The sequence below is a fragment of the bacterium genome, from assembly GCA_035945995.1.
In the GTDB taxonomy this organism is placed as follows: Bacteria; Sysuimicrobiota; Sysuimicrobiia; order Sysuimicrobiales; family Segetimicrobiaceae; genus DASSJF01.
Genome location: DASYZR010000144.1, coordinates 1 through 18,098 on the forward strand (window position 1 = coordinate 1; position 18,098 = coordinate 18,098).

The following is an 18,098-nucleotide window of genomic DNA, read 5'->3' on the forward strand; positions in this document are numbered from 1 at the left end:
CCGGCCCCCCCCCCCGCCCCCTCCGTCGTCAGGCCGCCCGGTCGCCGGCGGCGCGGGGCCGGGGCCGCCGGTCGGGATCGGTGCGGGCGAAGTACCAGTCGAAGACCGGGTCGAGCGTGCCCCGCAGGCTCAGCCAGTAGATGTGCGCCATCATCATCTTCATGACGTGGTTGATCCGGCTCGGCCGATACTTGAGCACCGGCGAGGTGTAGGAGCCGATGACAAACGTCCCCAGGCCGTACGCGAGGTCGACCGCGCAGTGCGTCCGGCCGTGGAACTGCACCGGCGCGCCGTCCAGGATCTCCGCCACGACCTTCGCCTCGAGATGCGCGCCGACCCCGGCCTTGGACGTGGGCAGATTGGTCGTGTCGCCGATGGCAAACGCGTCGTCGAAGCCTTTGATCCGGAGCGTCTCCTTGTCGGTGATCACGAAGTGGTTCGCATCGAGCACGCCCGCCGGCTCGTAGGCGATGTCGGCGCCGACGAACGGCGGGATGAGGATGGGTAGGTCGTACTGCACCTCTTCGCCCTCGATCGAATAGATCGTCCGGGTGTCCGGATCGATCCGATCCACGTCGAAGAATGTCATGATCTCGACGCCGCGCGAGCGGAGGATCGGGTCGACGATGTCGTTCATCGGCTCGGCCGGATATGCCCGCGGATAGGGCGAGATGAAGACGAGACGCGTCTTGTCCCGCAGCCCCCGTCGGTGCAGGAGCTCTTCCGTGAGCAGCATGCCTTCGACCGGGGACGGCGGGCACTTGATGACGGGCGAGGTCTGGCCGAGCACGATCGTGCCGCCGCGGAATGCGTCGAGGCTCGCCCACGCCCGCTGAGCCCAGGCGATGCTGCTGTGGTAATTGCCGAACCGCTCGCTGACCTCCGCGAGCCCCGGGATCTGCGTCGGGTCGGTTCGCACCCCCGTCGCCACGACGACGGCGTCGTAGTCGTACGTTGCGCCCCCGTCGGTCGTCACGGTGCGGTCGTGGAGATTGATCCGCGCCGCCGATTCTTGGATGAACCGGACGTGGCGCGGCAGCAGCCGGCGCTCGTCGCGCACGATGCTGCGCGCGCTCGCCCCCTTGAACGCGACGTAGAGGAGCGCCGGCTGGAAGAGGTGCGTCGCCGACTTGCTGAGGACCGTGACGTCGAACCGCCGCCGGTCGAGCGTATTGGCAAGGAAGGTGGCCCCGGAGCCTCCGCCGACGATCAGCACGCGCTTCATGGGGTCACCTCACCGCCTCAGGATCCGGACGACGGCGACGATCTTGTCGGGCTGGTCCTCGATCGATACGACCTCGTTGCGCGTCTTGGCGGCCCACGCCTGCACGTCGGCCTTCACCCCGGAGTCGGTCGCCCACAGTTCGATCGTATCGCCGACTTTCGCCCGCCGGTATGCCATGGCGAGATCGGTGATCGGTCCGGGGCACGAAGAACCCCGGGAATCCACCATCGTGCGGGTCGTGGTGCCGTCCATGACTACACCTCAGATGAACAGCGTTTGGCCCTGCTCAATGCCCTCGAGGAAGGTCGCGGCCCCGACGACGTCGTCGATCAGGTCGTTAAAGTCGGCCTTCGTCAGGCCCATCACGTCCGCCATCATCGAGCACGCGTAGACCTTGGCGCCCAGCTCCTTGGCCTGCCGCAGCATCGCGTCCCAAGGCCCGACGCGGGCCGCCTTCATGCCCTGTGCCAGCGCCGGCGCCATCGAGGCGAACTCCGCGGGGAACGGCAGGTCGTGGGGCTGCTTCGTGAATCCCAGCAGGGCGAACCCCGTCACGAAGATGTTGACCTGCATTTCCATCGCCGCCGCGGCCTGCGCGAGCACGCCGAGCGGAATGAATTTGTCCGCCGTCCCGCCGAACATGATGATCGACAGCTTGCCGCTTGTTACAGTCCCGGGCTTCTCAGACGTCACCGTGGGCAACGTCGTCTCTATGGGCATTGTCAACCCTCCCGATCGCCGTCGTTGCTCTACACTTGCAATCGTACGGAAGACGCGAGGGGGACACCATCGGATGGGGGTCGTATCCGTGGTCGGTCGCGGTGCGTATCGGCCCAGGTGCCGGGCCGGACGGAGGCCTCCGTCGCCACCGGTGGTCGTGCGGCTAGGCCGGTGCGGCGGTCAGAAACACCCCGTGCGGAGAACGCTCGGTGGGAAACGTGGTGAGGATCCTCTGGGTGCGGGTGTCGATCACGGTGGCCGTATCGCCGTAGCGGCCCGAGACCCACAATTGGGATTCGTCGGGGCTCAGCATCGGCATATCGGGGCCCCCGGGAGCGCGAAACTTGGCCAGCACCCGCTGGCGCCGCACGTCGAAGGCGCTCACCGTGTTCTCGCCCCGGTTCGTCACATAGATCGTGCGGCCGTCGCGGGTCATGACCATTTCGTGCGCGTCCTTGCCGCTGTGGACCCGTTTCGTGAGCCGCCAGTCGTCCGTGGCGAACACGCTGATTGTGCCGGCTCCGCCGCTGGCGACGAAAAGATAGCGCGTGTCCGGCGACACCGCGACCCCGGCCGGCAGCGGATCGACCGGCAGGCGGTGGATCACGGCGATCGTCTGAGTGTCGATCACAGTCACGACGTTGGAGTGCTGGTTCGCGTTGACAAACCAGTGTCGCGCGCCGGCCAGCCAGAAGTGGCTCGGTTTGCGGCCGGTCTCGAGTCGCTTGATCCGGCGAAACGTGCGCGCGTCGTGGACCTCGACAAACGTGTAGCGGTACGCCACTTTGTAGAGGTGGCGGCCGTCGCCGGTGAACGTGATGTTGTAGGGATCGAGGATCGGGAGGCGGCGGACCGGCCGCAGGGTCTTGAGGTCGATTTCGATCAGCTCGTTGCTGCTCGTGTTGCACGAGTAGACCGACGTCCCGCCGAGGCTCCGGTGAAACTTGTGCGGCTCCCGGCCGACGCGCAGCGTGCCGAAGGGCTCCAGCGTTTGGCCGTCGGCCAGCGTCACGGTGTCGCTGAGACTGTTGGCGATGAGCGCGATGACCCGCGTCTTCGACGCCGTTCGCTGGGGCGGCGATGCCGCCGCCGGCGCGATTCCGGCCGGCCATCCCAACGCGGCTATGCCCGCGGCGACACCGGTCTCCCCTAAGAACGCGCGGCGGGTAAGGGGACGCCCCGGCCGTGCCGTCATCGCGTCGCGCACTCCCGGCACCGTCCGTGCACGATGAGCGATGCCCCTGTCGCGTCGAAGCCCCGCGCAGCGTGCCGGACGAGGGGCATCAGCACAGTGGGATCGACGGGGAGATCCACGACCCGCCGGCACGTGTCGCACACGAGGTGACCATGCGGAGTCGTGTTCTGCTCCCAGTGCGTCGCTCCTCCCGGAAGCGGCAGGGGCGCGACCAGCCGGAGATCCGCGAGTTCGTGCAGGATCGCGTACACTGTCTTGAGGGCGAGACCCGGGACGGCGGGGCGGAGGCGGGTATGAAGTTCCTCCGCGGTGGGGTGACCCTCGGCGTTTTCGAGCGTCTGAAAGACGGCCATCCGCTGGGCCGTGATGTTGCGCCCCTGCGCTCGAAATGCCGCGACGGCTTGATTTGTCGAGAACCGTCCCACTCGACCTGCCACCCTTTTACCGGCGCCAGAGATTCACGGATCGCGCCCAGCCCTTGTCTTGCAAGCCTCGGCGCAGCCTGTTCATTTTCGCCCTTGACGGCTATTCCTGACCGTAGCACTCTAGAATCCGGCACGCAACATCTCGTCCGTGCGCGTTTCTCTTTAAGGGGGGCGATACGAAGACATGACGGTCTGGCAGACGACCGCACTTGGGGCGCTGGCGGGGTTCACCATCTACCTGGGACTTCCGGTCGCCCGGCTGGGGCCCCGGACGAAGACGATTCAGAACCTGCTCAACGCGGTGGCGATCGGCGTGTTGCTCTTCCTCGTTTGGGACATTCTCTCAAAGGCGCAGGAGCCGATCGACGGGGCGCTCAAGGCCGCCATGAAGTCCGGGCACTGGAACGTCTTCGGGTCCCTGGTCGGCATGCTCGTGTTCGGCTTGATCCTCGGGCTGGTCGGGTTGGTCACGTTCGCCGACGTCGCCCGGCGGCGGACGGCACCCGGGCTGCCGCGGGCGCATCAACTGACGCTCATGATCGCCGCCGGCCTCGGCCTGCATAACTTCTCGGAGGGCCTGGCCATCGGGCAGGCCGCGGCGACCGGTGCGATCGGGTTTGCGATCATCCTTATGGTGGGGTTTGGCCTGCACAACATCACCGAAGGATTTGCCGTTGCGGCGCCCGTGGCCGCGGCGGGAGAGATCCCGTCGTGGTCGTTTCTCGGCACCGCGGGCCTGATCGGCGGGGGGCCGACGTTTCTCGGCACGGTGCTCGGGTATCGCGTCACCTCGCCCCAGGCGTTCGTCCTGTTCCTCGCCCTGGCCGCCGGCGCGCTCTTCTACGTGATCGGCGAGATGTTCGCCGTAGGCCGCCGCTTTCAGCAGCCCCCGGTATCGGCGTGGGGCATCATCGCCGGCTTCCTCGCCGCGTATGCCACCGACTTGATCCTGACCATCGGCGGCGCCTGACGGAGCGGGCGGGGATCGGAGCCGCGCCTGAATGCAGAATCAAGCCCCGGTCGTATCGTCCGCCGGGCCGGCCCGGTGCTACCCTGGAGGTGGACGCGGCGGGCCGACGGCATGGCCCGGGGCGCGCGAGAGGTGGCGCAGATGGTTGCCCGCGACATCATGAGCAAGGACGTCGTCTCGTTGTCGCCGGGGATGTCGATCGCCGACGCGGCGGACGCACTGCTGCACTATCGCATTCACGGTGCTCCGGTGGTCGACGGCACCGGTCAATTGATCGGGATGGTCAGCTTCACCGATCTCTCCGCGCGATACGGCACAATCCGCGACGTCATGACCGCGGAGGCGGTCTCCGTGTCCGAAGACACGCCGGTCGAGGAGGTCGCCGCGCTCATGCTCGACCAAATGGTGCGGCGGGTGCCGGTGGTGAGCGGGGGACGGGTGACCGGCATCGTCAGCGCGAGCGACATCATCCAGGTCTTCTTGAACCTGCATGAGGGGGGGACGCGGCAGACCGAACCCGGCGCCGGCCTTGCCGGAACGGCAGCCCGGCATCGCGCCACGGCTGCGCGCCCGGGCCGGTCGAGCCGATCGGGCCGCCCAACCCCTCGTCGGGCGGCGCGCGCGGATCGGCGCGGTCGGGTGAGGTGACGGACCATGATGTGGCCGTACGGATACGGACCGGGGTGGGGATGGGGCGCGATGCTCATGGGGTGGCTCTGGATGCTCGTGATCGTCGCGGCGATCGTCGCGGTAGTCGTGCTGTTTGTGCGGTCCGGGGCAGGTCGGCAGCCGGAGACGCCCCTTGAGATTCTCAGGAAGCGCTACGCCGCCGGCGAGTTGACCAAAGAGCAGTTCGATCAGATGAAGCGGGACGTCGCCTAGCGGAGCCGCCCACGGCGGCGGAGGAGGGGATGTCAGATGATGAGGATCCTGGTGGCGACGGACGGATCGCGTCACGCGAGGCGGGCCGCGGAACTCGCGGCGCATCTCGTCCGGGAACTGCGGGAGGCGGAAGTGGTGCTCGTCAATGCCGGGCACATTCCGGCCATTGCCCTCGGCGGCCCGGGCCCCGACGTCATGGTCGATTACGGCGCGCTCGAGGCGGGCTTCGAAAAGGCCGGCCAGACCATCCTCGCGGAGACCGCGGCGGTGTTCCACGGCATGGACGTGCCCGTCACGGCGCAGTACCGGCGGGGCGAGCCGTCACACGAAATCATCGCGGCGGCGGCCGAGGCGAAGGCGGACCTCATCATCATGGGAAGCCGAGGGCTCGGGCAGATCGGCGGACTCATCCTCGGGAGCGTGAGCGAACACGTGCTGCACGGGGCGCGCATCCCCGTGCTGATTGTCCGCTAGCGCCGACGGTCCGGCCATGATACCGGTCCTCCGCCGTCCGCTCGAGCAGGTCATCTTCCGGTTTGACGGACGCCGCGCGCCCGATGCCCGGTCGATCGCGCTCGTCGGCACGTTCAACCGATGGGACTCGGCGGCACACCCGCTGCGGCGCGACCCCGACGGTTGGTGGACGATCGCGGTATGGTTGTCGCCGGGCGAGTACGAGTATCTGTTCCTCGTCGACGGCGTGCCGTGGAACGACCCGCTGGATGACGGCCGCCGGGCCAGCGAGTGGGGCGGCCACAATTCCCTGCGGGTCGTCTAGCTTCCGCCGCGAGGCACGTTCGGCGCGGCCGGGAGTCGAAGGAGGGGCCCATCGATGAAACACGCGGCGACGGGTGCGCGGAAGGTCGACAAGGGCCGGCTGGCCCAGCACGTGGGGCGCGGCCGGAAGCCGTTCCACGGCGCGCGCGGCGCGAAGGGACCCAAGGACCCCAAGGATTTACGCGGCGCGAAGGGGTTGCTGTTGAAGGACGCCCAGGACATGGCGGCGGATGAGGAACGCTACGCGGCTACCGGGCCGACAGGGCCTGGGCGATCAGCGCCGACAACTCGTCGAAGGTCAATGCTCCTGTAGCCGTTCGGCCGTTGACGATGAAGGCCGGTGTCTCGTGTATACCGGCGTTTTGCGCCTCCCGTGTGCCGGCAAGAGGCCCGGCCAGCGACCGCGGGCTGGCGAGGCACGTCGCGAACGCCGCGCGGTCCAACCCGAGGTCGCCCGCCCACCGCTCGAGACGCGCCGGATTGAACGTGCCCGTGTTCTCCCCGTCCTGGTGCTCGTAGAGGACGGCGAAGTACTCCCAGAATTTCCCGCGCTCCTGCGCGCACCAGGCGGCCCGGGCGGCCAGCACGGATTCGGGCCCGATGAAGGCCACGGAATGCCAGACGATCCGGACCTTGCCGCTCCGCACGTAGGCGGCGATAATGCGGGGCTCGGTGTCCCGCACGAACCCTCCGCAATACGGACATTGGAAATCCCCGAACTCGTCCATGACGACGCGCGCCTGGGGCGACCCCAACGTCGGCTCGCCGGTCGCGGTCACTCCCCTCGGCACGCCTGCGGGGGCCAGCGACAGCGGACCTTCGCGGACGGGGCGGTTCACGAACGCGAAGAGGCCGGCCGCCAGGACGATGACCGCGGCCGCGGTGGCAGCCGGCCACAACCACGCCCGCGGATGCGGCCGTGCCGCAGATTGAGGCAAGGGGGTTCGGGAGCGCCGCGGGTTCATGCCAGTGGCGAGTATAGCAGAGGCGCGCGCGGGGCGTCATCGTCGTAGGACCGTACGGCCAGTACGGTCGAGGCCGGATGGCCGGCACGCCGGGCATGTCTTATCCTGGTGAACGTGTCGGGGAGCACATTACACGTGGATGCCGCGCGCCGCTCGACGGCGATGCTCGTGCTGGCGCTGGCCGGGCTCGTGGATTCACTGTATTTGACGTGGTATCATTACGATCCGGCGGTGCGGGTCTGTGTAGCGTTCCGCGGCTGTGAAGCGGTCAACGCCAGCCGGTTCGCGACGCTGGCCGGCGTGCCCGTCGCCGTCATCGGGGTTGCCGGATACCTCGCGATCGTCGCGGCTCTCGCCGCGCGCCGGTGGGGACCGCCTGGGCCGCACGCGCCTTCAGCGTACATTACCCACGGGCTCGCGGTGGTTGGCACCGCGTTCGCGCTCTATCTGACCGCGATCGAGGCGCTGGTCCTGCACGCGTTTTGCACGTGGTGTCTTGTGTCCGCCGCGACGATCACGGCGCTGTGCGTGATCGCGACCATCGACCTCGCGCAAAACCGGACGGACGCCGGATGATGAATACGATGTGGGCCCGATGCCGTCGCGATGCCCGCCTGCTACGGTTTATTGTGGAGCGCACGCCTAATGGCGAAGTCGCCGAGTCAAAGGCCGTCGACGTGGATGCCGAGAGTTGAAAGGTGTACTTCGGGGGCAACCCCGGAGAACAGCCGATTGACAGCAGGCACCGGCCGGACGGTCGAAGACGGTGAAGAGCCAGAGAAAGCGTGCGCTTCGCTATTGCCGGCGGCGCAACGCGCCGGGTGAGGAGTGACCGATTGATACACACGGCCTTGTCCCCTGCAGCCGTCGTAGCGGCCCCGGGCGCGGTCCTTCGCGACATTCGGGATGTCGCGGCGGCCATCGGGTTCGACGAACACGACCTCGATCTTCGGGGCCGCCACCGCGCCAAGATCCGCCGCGAGGTCATCGACGCCGCCGCCGCCGCCGGCCTGCCTGCGGACGGGGGGCCGCCGGCCCGCGGCAAGTACGTGCTGGTGTCCGCGATAACCCCGACGCCGCTCGGCGAAGGCAAGACCGTCACGGCTATCGGGCTCTCCATGGGCTTGTGGCGCCGCGGCGGGACGGCGGCGGTGGCGATTCGCGAGTCCGCGCTCGGCCCCACGCTGGGCGTGAAGGGCGGCGGGGCGGGCGGCGGCGCCGCGCAGATCGTGCCGCTCGAGGAATGTCTTCTCGGCGTCCCCGGTGACTCGCACGGCGTGGCGAACGCGAACAACCTGCTGGCCGCCTGCATTGACGACGCGTTGATGCGGCATACGGTCCCGATCGATCCATTTACCATCCAGTGGCGGCGCGTGGTCGATGTGTCCGACCGCGCCCTGCGCCATGTCGTCACGGGACTCGGCGGACGCGCGCAGGGGGTGCCGCGCGAGACCGGGTTCGACATCACCGCGGCGAGCGAAGTGATGGCGCTCCTCGCGTTGAGCCGGGACGGCCGGGATCTGCGCGCGCGCCTCGGGAAGATCGTCGTGGGGTTCGACGGGGACCGGCCGGTTCTCGCCGGCGAGTTGCGCTGCGCCGGCGCGATGGCGGCGCTCCTCCGCGAGGCGCTGCAGCCGAATCTCATGCAGACCCGGGAAGGCACCCCGGCGTTCATCCACACCGGGCCCTTCGGCAACATTTCGCACGGGAACTCCTCGATCATCGCGGATCTCGTCGCGCTGCCTCGGGTGGACTATCTCGTGACCGAGGCCGGCTTCGGGGCCGACATGGGCGCGGAGAAGTTCTTCCACATCAAGAGCGCGGCCTCGGGGCTCGTGCCCGATGCCGCCGTCCTCGTCGCGACGGTCCCGGGCATCAAGAGTCACTCCGGACGGTACCATCTGGCGGAAGGCCGGCCGGTCCCTGCGGACCTGTGGCGGGAGAACGTGCCCGACGTCGAGGCGGGCGCGGCCAATCTGCGAAAACAGATCCAAAACCTGCGCGCGTTCGGCGTCCCCGTGGTCGTGGCGGTGAATCGCCGTGACACCGACTCGCCCGCGGAACTGCGGGCGGTGCGGACGGCGGCGGCCGAGGCCGGCGCGGTGGCCGTGGCGGAACACCGGGCGTTTACGGACGGCGGCGCGGGCTGCGTCGAGTTGGCGGAAGCCGTCGAGGGGGCGTGCCGGCTCGGGGCCCCGGTACGGCCGCTGTACGCTCCCGCCGACAGCCCGGAGGCCAAGATCACCACGCTCGCCACCCGGCTCTACGGTGCCGCGGACGTGTCGTTCACCCCGGAGGCCCGGCGAGATCTGGAGCGCTACGTGAAGGCCGGCTACGGCGGGCTGCCGGTGTGCGTCGCGAAGACGCACCTGTCGCTGTCGCACGATCCCACGCTGAAGGGCGCGCCCGGAGGGTACACGTTCCCGATCCGCGGGGTGCGCCTGGCCGCGGGCGCCGGATACCTCTACGCCCTGGCCGGGGATATCATGACCATGCCCGGCCTGCCGAGCCATCCCCACGCGGCGGAGATCGACGTGGATCCGGAGGGACAGGTCACCGGGCTCGTGTGAGGCCGCGCCGCGCGGCGGCGCGGCGCTCCTCGGCGACACCCGCGACGTACACCGCGAAGACCCCGGTCAGTACCAGGCCGAGGCTCAAGAGTTGGGCCGGGTGGAGCGGGACGCGGCGGGTCGTCGCCACCAGCGCCGCGGTGACGACCGGCGCCCCGGCGGAGACGGCCGTCACCCCGGTGGCCGAGGCGTGGTGGAGGCCGCCGATCGCGGTCACCGTGAACGCCAGCAAGATGAGGCCCGTGACCAGGACAAAGCCCCACTGCACCGTGGAGAGGCGGACGATCGAGGCAAGCCCCCCGGTCGCGGCCACGTAGGCGAACAGCAGCGCGGCGCCGAGCACCATCTTCACCCCCACCACCGCCGCGACCGGGACGGTGCGCAGAGCGACCTTGATCAGGACGGCCCCGGCTGCGAACAACAGCGTGCCCGCGGCGAGCCACAGGACGCCGGCGTCGAGGCGGACGTCATGCACGCGCAGGCCGAGCGCGAGGCCGGCGGTGAGGACGAGCAGGGCGGCGGGGACGGTCCGGGGGAAGCGCTCGCGCAGGAACACGGCGGCCGCGAGCGCCACGATCAGGAACTCGGCGTGCCCGATCACCGCGGCCGTCGTGGCCGTGCTGATCTGGCGTCCCCGGAAATCGAGCCCGTAGGCCAGACTGCCCGCGACGAGCGCGATCAGCACGAGCAGCCCCCACTCACGGCGGGTGAGCCGCGCCAGGTCCTGCCGGCGGGCGGCGCTCACCAGAAACGGCAGCACCACGACGAGCGCGACCACGCCGTTCTTCAACGCCGTGTACAGCGTGGAGTCCGCGAACATCTTGACGCCGAGGCTGTTCAGGTAGACGGCGAACCCGCTGATGACGGCGTTGAGGGCGGCGAGCTGATAGCCGAGCCGTGGGTCGCGGGCGCGCGCCCCCGCGCGGGCGCGGGTCGCCGCGGGTGCCCGTCCCTCCCGCGGTTCCGCCGGGGTCGATGCGCCGGTCCCGCCCGCCGGGCGAGGACGCGTGATCTCGAGCGTCACGCCCGCGCCATTACCGCGCGCTTCGCGGTCAGCGCGGCCTCCAGGCGGGCGAGCCAGGCCGGCAGGCCTTCGCCCGATTTCGCCGAGACCCGAAACACCTCGAGCCCCGGGCGCACGGCGTCGACATGCCGGCGGGCCAGCGCCTCGTCGTACCCGGCGGCCTCGGCCAAGTCCGTCTTGGTGATGACGGCCAGGTCGGCGACGTTGAAGATCGTCGGATATTTCAGGGGCTTGTCTTCCCCCTCGGTGACGGAGAGCAGCACGGCCCGCAGGTCCTCGCCGAGGTCGTAGGCCGCGGGGCAGACGAGGTTGCCGACGTTCTCGATGAACAGGAAGTCGAACTCGGCCAGGTCCCAGCCCTCGAGCGCCCGGCCGACCATCTCCGCGTCGAGATGGCAGACCGTGCCGGTCGTGATCTGCCGCACCGGCGCACCGCTCTCCCTGAGGCGCACCGCGTCGTTGTCGGTGGCGAGGTCGCCGACGAGCGCGGCGACGCGGTAACGCGTCCGCAACCGCCGCAGGGTTTCGCCGAGCAAGACGGTCTTGCCCGCGCCGGGACTCGAGACCAAACCGACCGCGCAGACCCCGGCGCCGGCAAACGCCTGCCGCAACCGCCCGGCCAGCGCGTCGTTCTTGGCCAGTACGTTCCGGCGAACTTCAACGATGCGCGGCGACATGCTCCTCGACCTCCAGGGCCGTCAACTCGATCTCCCGGCCGCGGACCACGCCGGTCGCGGGTCCGCCGCAGACCGGGCACCGGAACCGGAACGGGTCATCCAGGACGCGTTCGGCCCCGCACGCCGCGCACGACACGGCGACCGGGACGCGCTCGACGACGAGCCGGGCTCCGTCGAGCGGCGTGCCGCGGCAGGCCACCTCGAACGAGAACCGCAGCGCCTCCTCGGCCACGCCGGCGAGTGCGCCGAGCCGGACGTGCACGGCGTCGACCCGAATCCCCGCGGGGCCCGCGCCTCCGAGTTCCGCGGCCCGCTCGGCGGCGAGATCCACCAGGCGCACGGCGATCGACAGTTCGTGCACGGTGGTCAGACCCCCACGGGGAGCTCGAGTCCCCGCCGCCCCCGGTTGGCCAGCGCCAGGTGATGCCGGGTGTAGTGGACGAGATACCGATGCTGCCCGGCCGTGAGCCGGTGACACGCGCATCCCCAGTGCACGGCGACCACGTCTCCGGGGCGGACTCCGGCGAGCAGCGTCTCACCGTCGAATCGCCGCAGCACGCTGCGGGGTTCGGGCGCGCCCAAGACGATGTCGTCTTCCACGAGGGTGAGCGGGCGGCGTTCCACCAGGAGCGCGTCGCCGTGCTCGGCGATCACCCGTCCCCAGCTGATCCGGCACGCGTCCATCGTGGCGAGGCTGTGGGACGTTTCCCGGTGGCCTGTCCGCACGGGCATGCTGAAGACGTGGAAGTTGTGATGGGGCCGGGCGCCCGCCGGCGCCTGGCCCAGGACGGAGCGCAGGAGCGGTGCGGGAAACCGCCCGCTGAACCGCTCTTCGAGATGCCGCCACAGGTCCGCGGCTTCGACGCGCGCCAGCAGGGCGTTGCCGAGCCAGTATGCTTCGATCACACGCACGTCAAAGGGGTCGGGGATGCCGTTGGCGGCGGCGATGAACGTGTAGTAGGGGAACGCGCCGGCGAAGCGCGTCAGGATCTGCTCGAGCCCCCGGTCGCCGTGCTCGTCGCCGAGATACTCGAGCATCGTCCGGTTTTCTTCGGGACCGCAGTAGCCGAGGCGGTTCGGCATGAAGCTGAACCGCGCGGCCAGGAGCGCCCCGTCGCGGCTCATGAGCCGGCTTCCCGTACCACGTCCGGCGCCGTTGCCTCGAGCGCCGTGGTTTCGAGTTCGTCGAGGAGCCGCAGTGTCGCAGCCGCGTCGGCCGCCGAGATCCGCTCGACCGCCAACCCCAGGCTCACGAGGACCCAGTCGCCGGGTTGCACGTCGAGCAGGCCGAGGAGGATCGTCCGGGGCGTCCCACGGACGTCGACCCGCGCCGTGCGGGCCTCAGGGTCGGTGATGTCGAGGACCCTACCGGGCAGCGCGACGCACATCGAAGTACGCCTCCGGAATCTCGTGGAGCCCGAGGGCCACGGCCTCGTCCATGCCCCGTTCAACGGCGTGCGACAGGCCGACACCGTCATCGAAGCGTGACCCCTCGATCCCGATGATGATGAGCCGCCGGGGCAGGCATCGGAGCGCGCGTGCGAGCGCGATCGCCTCCGCCACGCCGAGCCCGTGCGTCGAAGCGCCGGGCGCGTGACCGGCGCCCAGACCCCGGCGGACCTCCGACGGCTCGTCTTCTCCGCCGGCGTCCAGGCGGTGCATCGTCCCGGCGGCGGCTCCGGACTGTGCGGCGTCGAACAGAATCACCGTTTCGGCTCCCCGCCACGCGTCGAGCAACGCGGTCCCGTCCCGCCCGTCGTGCAGCATCACCGGCACGCCCGCGGCCGCGCCGAGTCGCCGGGCGGCCGCGAGCCCGGCACCGTCGTCGCGGCGGTACTCGTTGCCGACCCCGATCACGAGCACCGGCACCGCCGCCCTCGCGCTAACCACGGTCGATGTGGAGCCGGAGAAAGTGGGTCGCGCACGAGATGCACGGGTCGTAGTTGCGAACCGCCTGCTCGCAGCGCAGGGTGAGCCGGTCGTCCGCCAGCGCGAGCGACTGCTGGACGACGTTCCGGAGGTCGGCTTCGATCTGCGCCTGGTTCTGCGACGTCGGGGGGACGATCCGCGCGTCGAGGATCGTCCCGCCCTTGTCGATCGTGTACCGGTGATAGAGGATGCCGCGTGGCGCCTCGGTGCACCCGTGCCCGGTCGCCGCGCGGGCCGGTACGTCAACGAACGGCCGCGCAGGCACCTCGTACTCGTCGATGAGCCGCAGCGCCTCGTCGCAGGCGTACACCAGCTCGACGCCACGGACGATAATACTCTGGAACGGGTTCCGGCACGCCGGCCCGAGGCCGGCCTTGCGCGCGGCCTCCTGGGCCAGGGGGGAGAGGGCGTCGAAGTTGAGGTTATAGCGGGCGAGCGGACCCGCCAAGTAGGCGCCCCGGGCCCGGAGGCGCGAGTGCAGGGCGTGTGAGTGCGGGACCTGCTCCTCGACGAAGTGGTCGCCGAACTCGGCAACCGGGATGTCGAGTCCGCCGCTGCTGGCGATCCGGCCGTCGTCGATCGGGTACTCGCCCGGCCGGCGCAGGGCGACGAACTCGTAGGGCTGTTCGAACTCCGGAAAGTCGAAGCCGGCGACCCAGCGGACCGTCTCGACCGCCGCGTCCCGGGCCCGCCGGAGCCGGTCCGCGATCCCGCTCAGTTCCGCCCGGGACGGCACGCGGTAGAATCCGCCCACCCGCACGTTGATCGGGTGCACCTCGCGGCCGCCGAGCAGGCGCATGAGCTCGTTGCCGGTTTGCTTCAGGGCGAGCCCGCGCTGCACGGCTTCGAGGTGGTCGCCGGCCATCTCGACGATGCTCCCGTACCCGAGAAAGTCGGGCGCGTGCAGCATGTACACGTGGAGCGCGTGGCTCTGGATCCACTCGCCGCAGTACAGGAGGCGGCGCAGCGCCCGCACTTGTTCGTCCACCCGCACGCCGCACGCGTCCTCCATCGCCCGGCAGGCGCTCATCTGATAGGCGACGGGACAGATGCCGCAGATGCGGGCCGTGATGTCCGGTGCTTCTGTGAACGCGCGCCCGCGCAGGAAGGCTTCGAAGAAGCGCGGCGGCTCGTAGATCCGGAGGCGGACGTCGGTCACGCGGCCGCGCGAGGTCCGCACGTAGAGCGCGCCCTCACCCTCCACCCTGGCCAGGGCGTCCACCTTGATGGTGCGCAGACGGCCCGAGCGGCGTTCAGCCGGCATGGGGCTTGTCCTTCCCGGCCTCCGGCGAGGCCGGACGGTTGGGTCCGCCCGCGCCCGTTGCCTCGGCCGCGATGCGGAAGGCGCTGGTATACCCGTTGATGCCGCGGTAGGCGAGGGCGATCGCCGGTTCCGGGACGCCGAGACGCCGCCACCAGCCGGAGAGCGCCGCCGTGTTCGGGCTCTCCATCGGTCCGTAGCAGCCGTAACATCCCCGGTCATACGCCGGACAGATCGCCCCGCACCCCGCGTGCGTGACCGGACCGAGACACGGCGTCCCGCGCGCCACGATGACGCACACAGTCCCGCGGCGCTTGCACTCCACGCACACGCTATGGTTCCGGATGCCGGGAGACCGTCCGCGCAGGTACGCGCTCAAGACCTCCAGGAGCTGGACCTTGTTGATCGGACATCCCTGGAGCTCGAAATCCACCTTGACGTGCGCCGAGATCGGCGTCGAGGTGGCCAGGGTCTGAATGTACTCCGGCTTCGCGTAGACGGCCTGAAGAAATTCCTGGACGTTCTGGAAGTTGCGCAGCGCCTGGATTCCGCCGGCGGTGGCGCAGGCGCCGATCGTGACGAGATACCGCGACGCGCGGCGCACACGCCGGATCCGCTCCGCGTCGTCCGCCGTCGTGATGGAGCCTTCGACGAGCGACACATCGTACGGGCCGCCGACCGTGCCGCGCGACGCCTCGAGGAAGTACGCGATCTCGATTCGGCCCGCGAGCGCGAGCAGCTCGTCTTCGCACGACAGGAGGCTCAACTGGCAGCCGTCGCAGGACGCGAACTTCCAGACCGCGAGCGTCGGCCGGCCGCTCCGTCCCCCCGAGGTCGTTCGCCGCCGGCCCGTCATCAGAACTCCCGCACCCCGAGAAACGGCGCGAGACGATCGTAGCGGAACACCGGCCCGTCCTTGCAAACGAAGGCCGGTCCGAACTGGCAGTGGCCGCACAGCCCGATCGCGCACCGCATGTTGCGTTCCATGGACAGGTAGATCTGCTCGGGGGCCAGGCCGCGGTGCCGCAGGTCCGCGATCGCAAAGCGCATCATGACCTCGGGCCCGCACACGAGCGCCACCGCGTCGGACGGTTCGAACTCCGCGAGGGGGAGGAGCGTGCCCGCGACCCCGACGTGGCCGCGCCACGCGCGGCCAGCCGTTGCCGGCACCGGCGCCGCGTCGACGGTCACCTCGATCTGCACGTCGAAGCGGCCGCGCCACCGCGCCAGCTCGCGCGTGTACAAGAGATCGGCCGGCGTCCGGGCGCCGTACAGCACCACCACCCGTCCGTACCGGTCGCGATGCGCGAGCAGGTGGTAGACGGCCGGGCGCAGGGGCGCGAGGCCGATCCCGCCGGCCATGACCACGACGTCGCGTCCGGCCGCCTGGTCCAGCGGCCAGGCGCTGCCGAAGGGACCGCGGAGACCGACCACCCCGCCGCGGCGCAGGCCGCGAAGCGCGCGGGTGACCGCCCCGACCGCCCGGACCGTGTGTGTGAGCACGCCTGGTTTCGCCGGGTCGCCGCTGATCGAGATCGGGACTTCGCCGAGCCCGAACACGTAGAGCATGTTGAACTGCCCGGGCGCGAATGCCGTCCCCTCGTCGGCCGCGAGCTCGAGCGTCACGGTGTCGTGCGTGTCGCGCACCACGCGCCGCACCCGGTACGGTGCGGGCGCCATCGGGTCCGGCTGCGCGTCACACACGGGTGCCGTAGACATCGAGCACTTGTAAACGGGCCGTCCGCAGCCGCTGCCCGAACACCATGGCGAACCGCTTCAGCAGCTCGTAGCCGAGGCGGGGATCCTCTTCGCATTTCCGGCGGATGCAGGCACCGTCGAACTCCGTCGCCCGGACGAGCTCGAGCGCGCGCGCATCGCACGACATGCGGTAGGGCGGCACCAGCCAGGACCAGCCGAGCACGTCGCCTGCGCCGAGCGTCAGCACCGTGAGCGGTCCGCGGTCCGGCGAAGCGATCTCCAGCGCCACGCGCCCGTGGCGGAGCAGATAGAAGTGGTCCGCGGGATCGCCCTCGCGAAAGATGACGTCGTTCTCGGCGTAGTGGACGTTCGAGCCGCATCCGGCGATGAGCTGGACGTCGTCGGACGGTAGCCCGCGGAAGAACGGATGGCCGGCCAGAATGTCCGCCAGGTCACGCATCCCGGTCCTCCCTTCACGACGCGTCGGCGGGCGCCGTCTTACGCTCCTTTGCCGCCCGGATCACCAACGCCCGACGTGTCACCGCCGGGGGGCGGCGGCTCGCTCTCGCGGATCGCGCGGACCTCCTCGGTAATGTCGATGCCGACGGGGCACCAGGTGATGCAGCGTCCGCAGCCCACGCAGCCCGAAGTGCCAAACTGGTCGATCCAGGTGGCGAGCTTGTGCGTCATCCACTGCCGGTATCGAGACTTCGCGGAGCTCCGCACGTTGCCGCCGTGAATGTAGGAAAAATCCATCGTGAAGCACGAGTCCCACCGGCGCCACCGCTCCGCGTGCTCGCCGGTGAGGTCGGTGGTGTCCTCGACCGAGCTGCAGAAGCAGGTGGGACAAACCATCGTGCAGTTGGCGCACGTGAGGCAGCGGGCGGCGACGTGGTCCCAGCGGGGATGGTCGAGGTTCCGGTAGAGCAACTCCTTGATCCCGGTCGTGTCCATCGTCCGGCCCATCTGCGCCGCCGCGCGGGCCACGGTTCGATCGATTGCCGCCGCGGCGTCCGGCGGACCGTCCCGGAGCGGCACCTCACGAAGCACGTCGGCGCCCCGGTCCGTGCCGGTCTCGACGATGAACTCGTGCCGCCCGTCCTCGAGAGTCTCCGTGAGGGCCAGATCGAACCCGGCGGTGGCCCGAGGCCCCGTCTTCATGGAGACACAGAAGCACGTTCCGCCGGCCTGGCCGCAGTTCACCGCGACGATGAACGCGCGCTGCCGCCGCGCTTTGTACGTGGGGTCCACGTGGGGGCCTTTGAGGAACACACGGTCCTGGACAGCGATCGCATGCAGTTCGCACGCGCGGACGCCGATGAACGCGTACGGCGGCGGGTCTTCCTGCGTCGCGTCGACGTCGAAGCCGTCCCCGTTGCGGCGCGCCGACCACAGGCGAGTTGAGGCAGGGAAGAGGAACCGCTTCCACGAGTGCGGACCGACGGCGTAACCGAAGAGCGCCTGATCGTCCCGGCGCGCGAGCCGGTAGGTGCCGCCGTCCTGGACATCGGTCCAGCCGGCGGGAAGGTCCGCCGCAGAGGCGATCTCATCGTAGACGATCGCCCCGTCGCGCGGGGTGGGACCGACGAGGCGGTACCCTCGGCGGCGTAAGGCGTCGAAGAGCGCATTCAGTCCGTCGGCCGCAAGAACACGAAGCGCCTGGGGTGCGGGTTTCGCCATCGGTGGTCACCGTCGTGCGGCCGCCGCCTCCGCGCGCACGGTCGGCGCGGGGACCCGGCCGGTGTCGCCGAGTTCCTTCGTGATCTCCCCAACGAAAGCC

Annotated in this window: 24 protein-coding genes; 7 read left to right on the forward strand and 17 right to left on the reverse strand. The window is 70.1% G+C overall.

The genetic code is table 11. The annotated features are described in order from the left end of the window. Positions 1-28: 28 nt before the first annotated feature. The 5 genes from VGZ23_16745 to VGZ23_16765 form a co-directional block, all read right to left on the reverse strand. The gene (locus VGZ23_16745) at positions 29-1,225 is read right to left on the reverse strand and encodes an FAD-dependent oxidoreductase (GenBank protein ID HEV2359241.1); all 1,197 of its coding nucleotides are present in this window, start codon (positions 1,223-1,225) and stop codon (positions 29-31) included. A 9-nt stretch (positions 1,226-1,234) separates the two neighbouring features. Continuing rightward, complete coding sequence (locus VGZ23_16750) at positions 1,235-1,477, reverse strand: sulfurtransferase TusA family protein (protein HEV2359242.1); 243 nt, start codon at positions 1,475-1,477, stop codon at positions 1,235-1,237. Between the two features lie 9 nt (positions 1,478-1,486). Next, on the reverse strand, positions 1,487-1,945 hold the full coding sequence (locus VGZ23_16755) for a DsrE/DsrF/DrsH-like family protein (protein ID HEV2359243.1): 459 nt from the start codon (positions 1,943-1,945) through the stop codon (positions 1,487-1,489). Positions 1,946-2,108: 163 nt separating this feature from the next. Beyond that, positions 2,109-3,140 carry a YncE family protein gene (locus VGZ23_16760; GenBank protein HEV2359244.1) on the reverse strand — a complete coding sequence of 344 codons (1,032 nt, stop codon included), beginning with the start codon at positions 3,138-3,140 and terminating at the stop codon, positions 2,109-2,111. Beyond that, positions 3,137-3,565: a transcriptional repressor gene (locus VGZ23_16765; GenBank protein HEV2359245.1), complete on the reverse strand. Its 429-nt coding sequence runs from the start codon at positions 3,563-3,565 to the stop codon at positions 3,137-3,139. The genes VGZ23_16760 and VGZ23_16765 overlap by 4 nt, the downstream gene beginning before the upstream one ends. 184 nt (positions 3,566-3,749) lie before the next feature. Here VGZ23_16765 and VGZ23_16770 point away from each other — a divergent pair, with 184 nt between their 5' ends. The 5 genes from VGZ23_16770 (at position 3,750) to VGZ23_16790 (ending at position 6,195) form a co-directional block, all read left to right on the forward strand. After that, the gene (locus tag VGZ23_16770; protein HEV2359246.1) at positions 3,750-4,535 is read left to right on the forward strand and encodes a zinc permease; all 786 of its coding nucleotides are present in this window, start codon (positions 3,750-3,752) and stop codon (positions 4,533-4,535) included. 111 nt (positions 4,536-4,646) lie between these two features. Further along, positions 4,647-5,183 carry a CBS domain-containing protein gene (locus VGZ23_16775; GenBank protein ID HEV2359247.1) on the forward strand — a complete coding sequence of 179 codons (537 nt, stop codon included), beginning with the start codon at positions 4,647-4,649 and terminating at the stop codon, positions 5,181-5,183. Between the two features lie 6 nt (positions 5,184-5,189). Then, complete coding sequence (locus VGZ23_16780) at positions 5,190-5,417, forward strand: SHOCT domain-containing protein (protein HEV2359248.1); 228 nt, start codon at positions 5,190-5,192, stop codon at positions 5,415-5,417. A 36-nt stretch (positions 5,418-5,453) separates the two neighbouring features. Continuing rightward, entirely contained in the window at positions 5,454-5,891 is a 438-nt protein-coding gene (locus VGZ23_16785) for a universal stress protein (GenBank protein HEV2359249.1), read from the forward strand. Positions 5,892-5,907: 16 nt separating this feature from the next. Next, positions 5,908-6,195: a glycoside hydrolase family 13 gene (locus VGZ23_16790; protein ID HEV2359250.1), complete on the forward strand. Its 288-nt coding sequence runs from the start codon at positions 5,908-5,910 to the stop codon at positions 6,193-6,195. 247 nt (positions 6,196-6,442) lie between these two features. On the opposite strand, the gene VGZ23_16795 is transcribed toward VGZ23_16790, so the two are convergent. Continuing rightward, on the reverse strand, positions 6,443-7,093 hold the full coding sequence (locus VGZ23_16795) for a thioredoxin domain-containing protein (protein ID HEV2359251.1): 651 nt from the start codon (positions 7,091-7,093) through the stop codon (positions 6,443-6,445). A 201-nt stretch (positions 7,094-7,294) separates the two neighbouring features. Between VGZ23_16795 and VGZ23_16800 the strand changes: the two genes are divergently transcribed. Next, positions 7,295-7,735, forward strand: coding sequence for a vitamin K epoxide reductase family protein (locus VGZ23_16800; GenBank protein ID HEV2359252.1), 441 nt, complete (start codon positions 7,295-7,297; stop codon positions 7,733-7,735). Between the two features lie 263 nt (positions 7,736-7,998). Continuing rightward, entirely contained in the window at positions 7,999-9,729 is a 1,731-nt protein-coding gene (locus VGZ23_16805) for a formate--tetrahydrofolate ligase (protein ID HEV2359253.1), read from the forward strand. Here VGZ23_16805 and VGZ23_16810 read toward each other — a convergent pair. The 11 genes from VGZ23_16810 to VGZ23_16860 are packed head-to-tail and all read right to left on the reverse strand — an operon-like array spanning position 9,713 to position 17,998. After that, positions 9,713-10,753, reverse strand: coding sequence for a DMT family transporter (locus tag VGZ23_16810; protein ID HEV2359254.1), 1,041 nt, complete (start codon positions 10,751-10,753; stop codon positions 9,713-9,715). The genes VGZ23_16805 and VGZ23_16810 overlap by 17 nt on opposite strands. Further along, positions 10,750-11,430 (reverse strand): hydrogenase nickel incorporation protein HypB, encoded by a 681-nt coding sequence (hypB, locus tag VGZ23_16815; protein HEV2359255.1) that lies wholly within the window; start codon positions 11,428-11,430, stop codon positions 10,750-10,752. Before hypB ends, VGZ23_16810 begins: the two co-directional genes overlap by 4 nt. Beyond that, complete coding sequence (locus VGZ23_16820) at positions 11,411-11,791, reverse strand: hydrogenase maturation nickel metallochaperone HypA (GenBank protein ID HEV2359256.1); 381 nt, start codon at positions 11,789-11,791, stop codon at positions 11,411-11,413. The genes hypB and VGZ23_16820 overlap by 20 nt, the downstream gene beginning before the upstream one ends. Positions 11,792-11,796: 5 nt before the next feature. Then, a complete protein-coding gene (locus VGZ23_16825; protein ID HEV2359257.1) occupies positions 11,797-12,555 on the reverse strand; it encodes a DUF6390 family protein in 759 nt (252 codons plus the stop codon). Continuing rightward, complete coding sequence (locus VGZ23_16830) at positions 12,552-12,818, reverse strand: HypC/HybG/HupF family hydrogenase formation chaperone (GenBank protein HEV2359258.1); 267 nt, start codon at positions 12,816-12,818, stop codon at positions 12,552-12,554. Before VGZ23_16830 ends, VGZ23_16825 begins: the two co-directional genes overlap by 4 nt. Beyond that, positions 12,796-13,299 (reverse strand): hydrogenase maturation protease, encoded by a 504-nt coding sequence (locus VGZ23_16835; GenBank protein ID HEV2359259.1) that lies wholly within the window; start codon positions 13,297-13,299, stop codon positions 12,796-12,798. The genes VGZ23_16830 and VGZ23_16835 overlap by 23 nt, the downstream gene beginning before the upstream one ends. A 13-nt stretch (positions 13,300-13,312) precedes the next feature. Beyond that, positions 13,313-14,623, reverse strand: coding sequence for a Ni/Fe hydrogenase subunit alpha (locus VGZ23_16840; GenBank protein ID HEV2359260.1), 1,311 nt, complete (start codon positions 14,621-14,623; stop codon positions 13,313-13,315). Next, positions 14,613-15,476 carry an oxidoreductase gene (locus VGZ23_16845; GenBank protein ID HEV2359261.1) on the reverse strand — a complete coding sequence of 288 codons (864 nt, stop codon included), beginning with the start codon at positions 15,474-15,476 and terminating at the stop codon, positions 14,613-14,615. Before VGZ23_16845 ends, VGZ23_16840 begins: the two co-directional genes overlap by 11 nt. After that, a complete protein-coding gene (locus tag VGZ23_16850; protein HEV2359262.1) occupies positions 15,476-16,339 on the reverse strand; it encodes an FAD/NAD(P)-binding protein in 864 nt (287 codons plus the stop codon). The genes VGZ23_16845 and VGZ23_16850 overlap by 1 nt, the downstream gene beginning before the upstream one ends. Continuing rightward, complete coding sequence (locus VGZ23_16855; protein HEV2359263.1) at positions 16,317-16,778, reverse strand: cyclic nucleotide-binding domain-containing protein; 462 nt, start codon at positions 16,776-16,778, stop codon at positions 16,317-16,319. The genes VGZ23_16850 and VGZ23_16855 overlap by 23 nt, the downstream gene beginning before the upstream one ends. 38 nt (positions 16,779-16,816) lie before the next feature. Further along, positions 16,817-17,998, reverse strand: coding sequence for a 4Fe-4S dicluster domain-containing protein (locus VGZ23_16860; GenBank protein ID HEV2359264.1), 1,182 nt, complete (start codon positions 17,996-17,998; stop codon positions 16,817-16,819). Positions 17,999-18,098: the final 100 nt, after the last annotated feature.

Excerpts from the sequence above, each read along its gene's own strand:
- VGZ23_16745 (HEV2359241.1), bottom strand. The coding sequence starts at position 1,225 with ATGAAGCGCGTGCTGATCGTCGGCGGAGGCTCCGGGGCCACCTTCCTT.
- VGZ23_16750 (HEV2359242.1), bottom strand. The coding sequence starts at position 1,477 with ATGGACGGCACCACGACCCGCACGATGGTGGATTCCCGGGGTTCTTCG.
- VGZ23_16755 (HEV2359243.1), bottom strand. The coding sequence starts at position 1,945 with ATGCCCATAGAGACGACGTTGCCCACGGTGACGTCTGAGAAGCCCGGG.
- VGZ23_16760 (HEV2359244.1), bottom strand. The coding sequence starts at position 3,140 with ATGACGGCACGGCCGGGGCGTCCCCTTACCCGCCGCGCGTTCTTAGGG.
- VGZ23_16770 (HEV2359246.1), top strand. The coding sequence starts at position 3,750 with ATGACGGTCTGGCAGACGACCGCACTTGGGGCGCTGGCGGGGTTCACC.
- VGZ23_16775 (HEV2359247.1), top strand. The coding sequence starts at position 4,647 with ATGGCCCGGGGCGCGCGAGAGGTGGCGCAGATGGTTGCCCGCGACATC.
- VGZ23_16780 (HEV2359248.1), top strand. The coding sequence starts at position 5,190 with ATGATGTGGCCGTACGGATACGGACCGGGGTGGGGATGGGGCGCGATG.
- VGZ23_16785 (HEV2359249.1), top strand. The coding sequence starts at position 5,454 with ATGATGAGGATCCTGGTGGCGACGGACGGATCGCGTCACGCGAGGCGG.
- VGZ23_16790 (HEV2359250.1), top strand. The coding sequence starts at position 5,908 with ATGATACCGGTCCTCCGCCGTCCGCTCGAGCAGGTCATCTTCCGGTTT.
- hypB (HEV2359255.1), bottom strand. The coding sequence starts at position 11,430 with ATGTCGCCGCGCATCGTTGAAGTTCGCCGGAACGTACTGGCCAAGAAC.
- VGZ23_16825 (HEV2359257.1), bottom strand. The coding sequence starts at position 12,555 with ATGAGCCGCGACGGGGCGCTCCTGGCCGCGCGGTTCAGCTTCATGCCG.
- VGZ23_16830 (HEV2359258.1), bottom strand. The coding sequence starts at position 12,818 with ATGTGCGTCGCGCTGCCCGGTAGGGTCCTCGACATCACCGACCCTGAG.
- VGZ23_16840 (HEV2359260.1), bottom strand. The coding sequence starts at position 14,623 with ATGCCGGCTGAACGCCGCTCGGGCCGTCTGCGCACCATCAAGGTGGAC.
- VGZ23_16845 (HEV2359261.1), bottom strand. The coding sequence starts at position 15,476 with ATGACGGGCCGGCGGCGAACGACCTCGGGGGGACGGAGCGGCCGGCCG.
- VGZ23_16850 (HEV2359262.1), bottom strand. The coding sequence starts at position 16,339 with ATGTCTACGGCACCCGTGTGTGACGCGCAGCCGGACCCGATGGCGCCC.
- VGZ23_16855 (HEV2359263.1), bottom strand. The coding sequence starts at position 16,778 with ATGCGTGACCTGGCGGACATTCTGGCCGGCCATCCGTTCTTCCGCGGG.
- VGZ23_16860 (HEV2359264.1), bottom strand. The coding sequence starts at position 17,998 with ATGGCGAAACCCGCACCCCAGGCGCTTCGTGTTCTTGCGGCCGACGGA.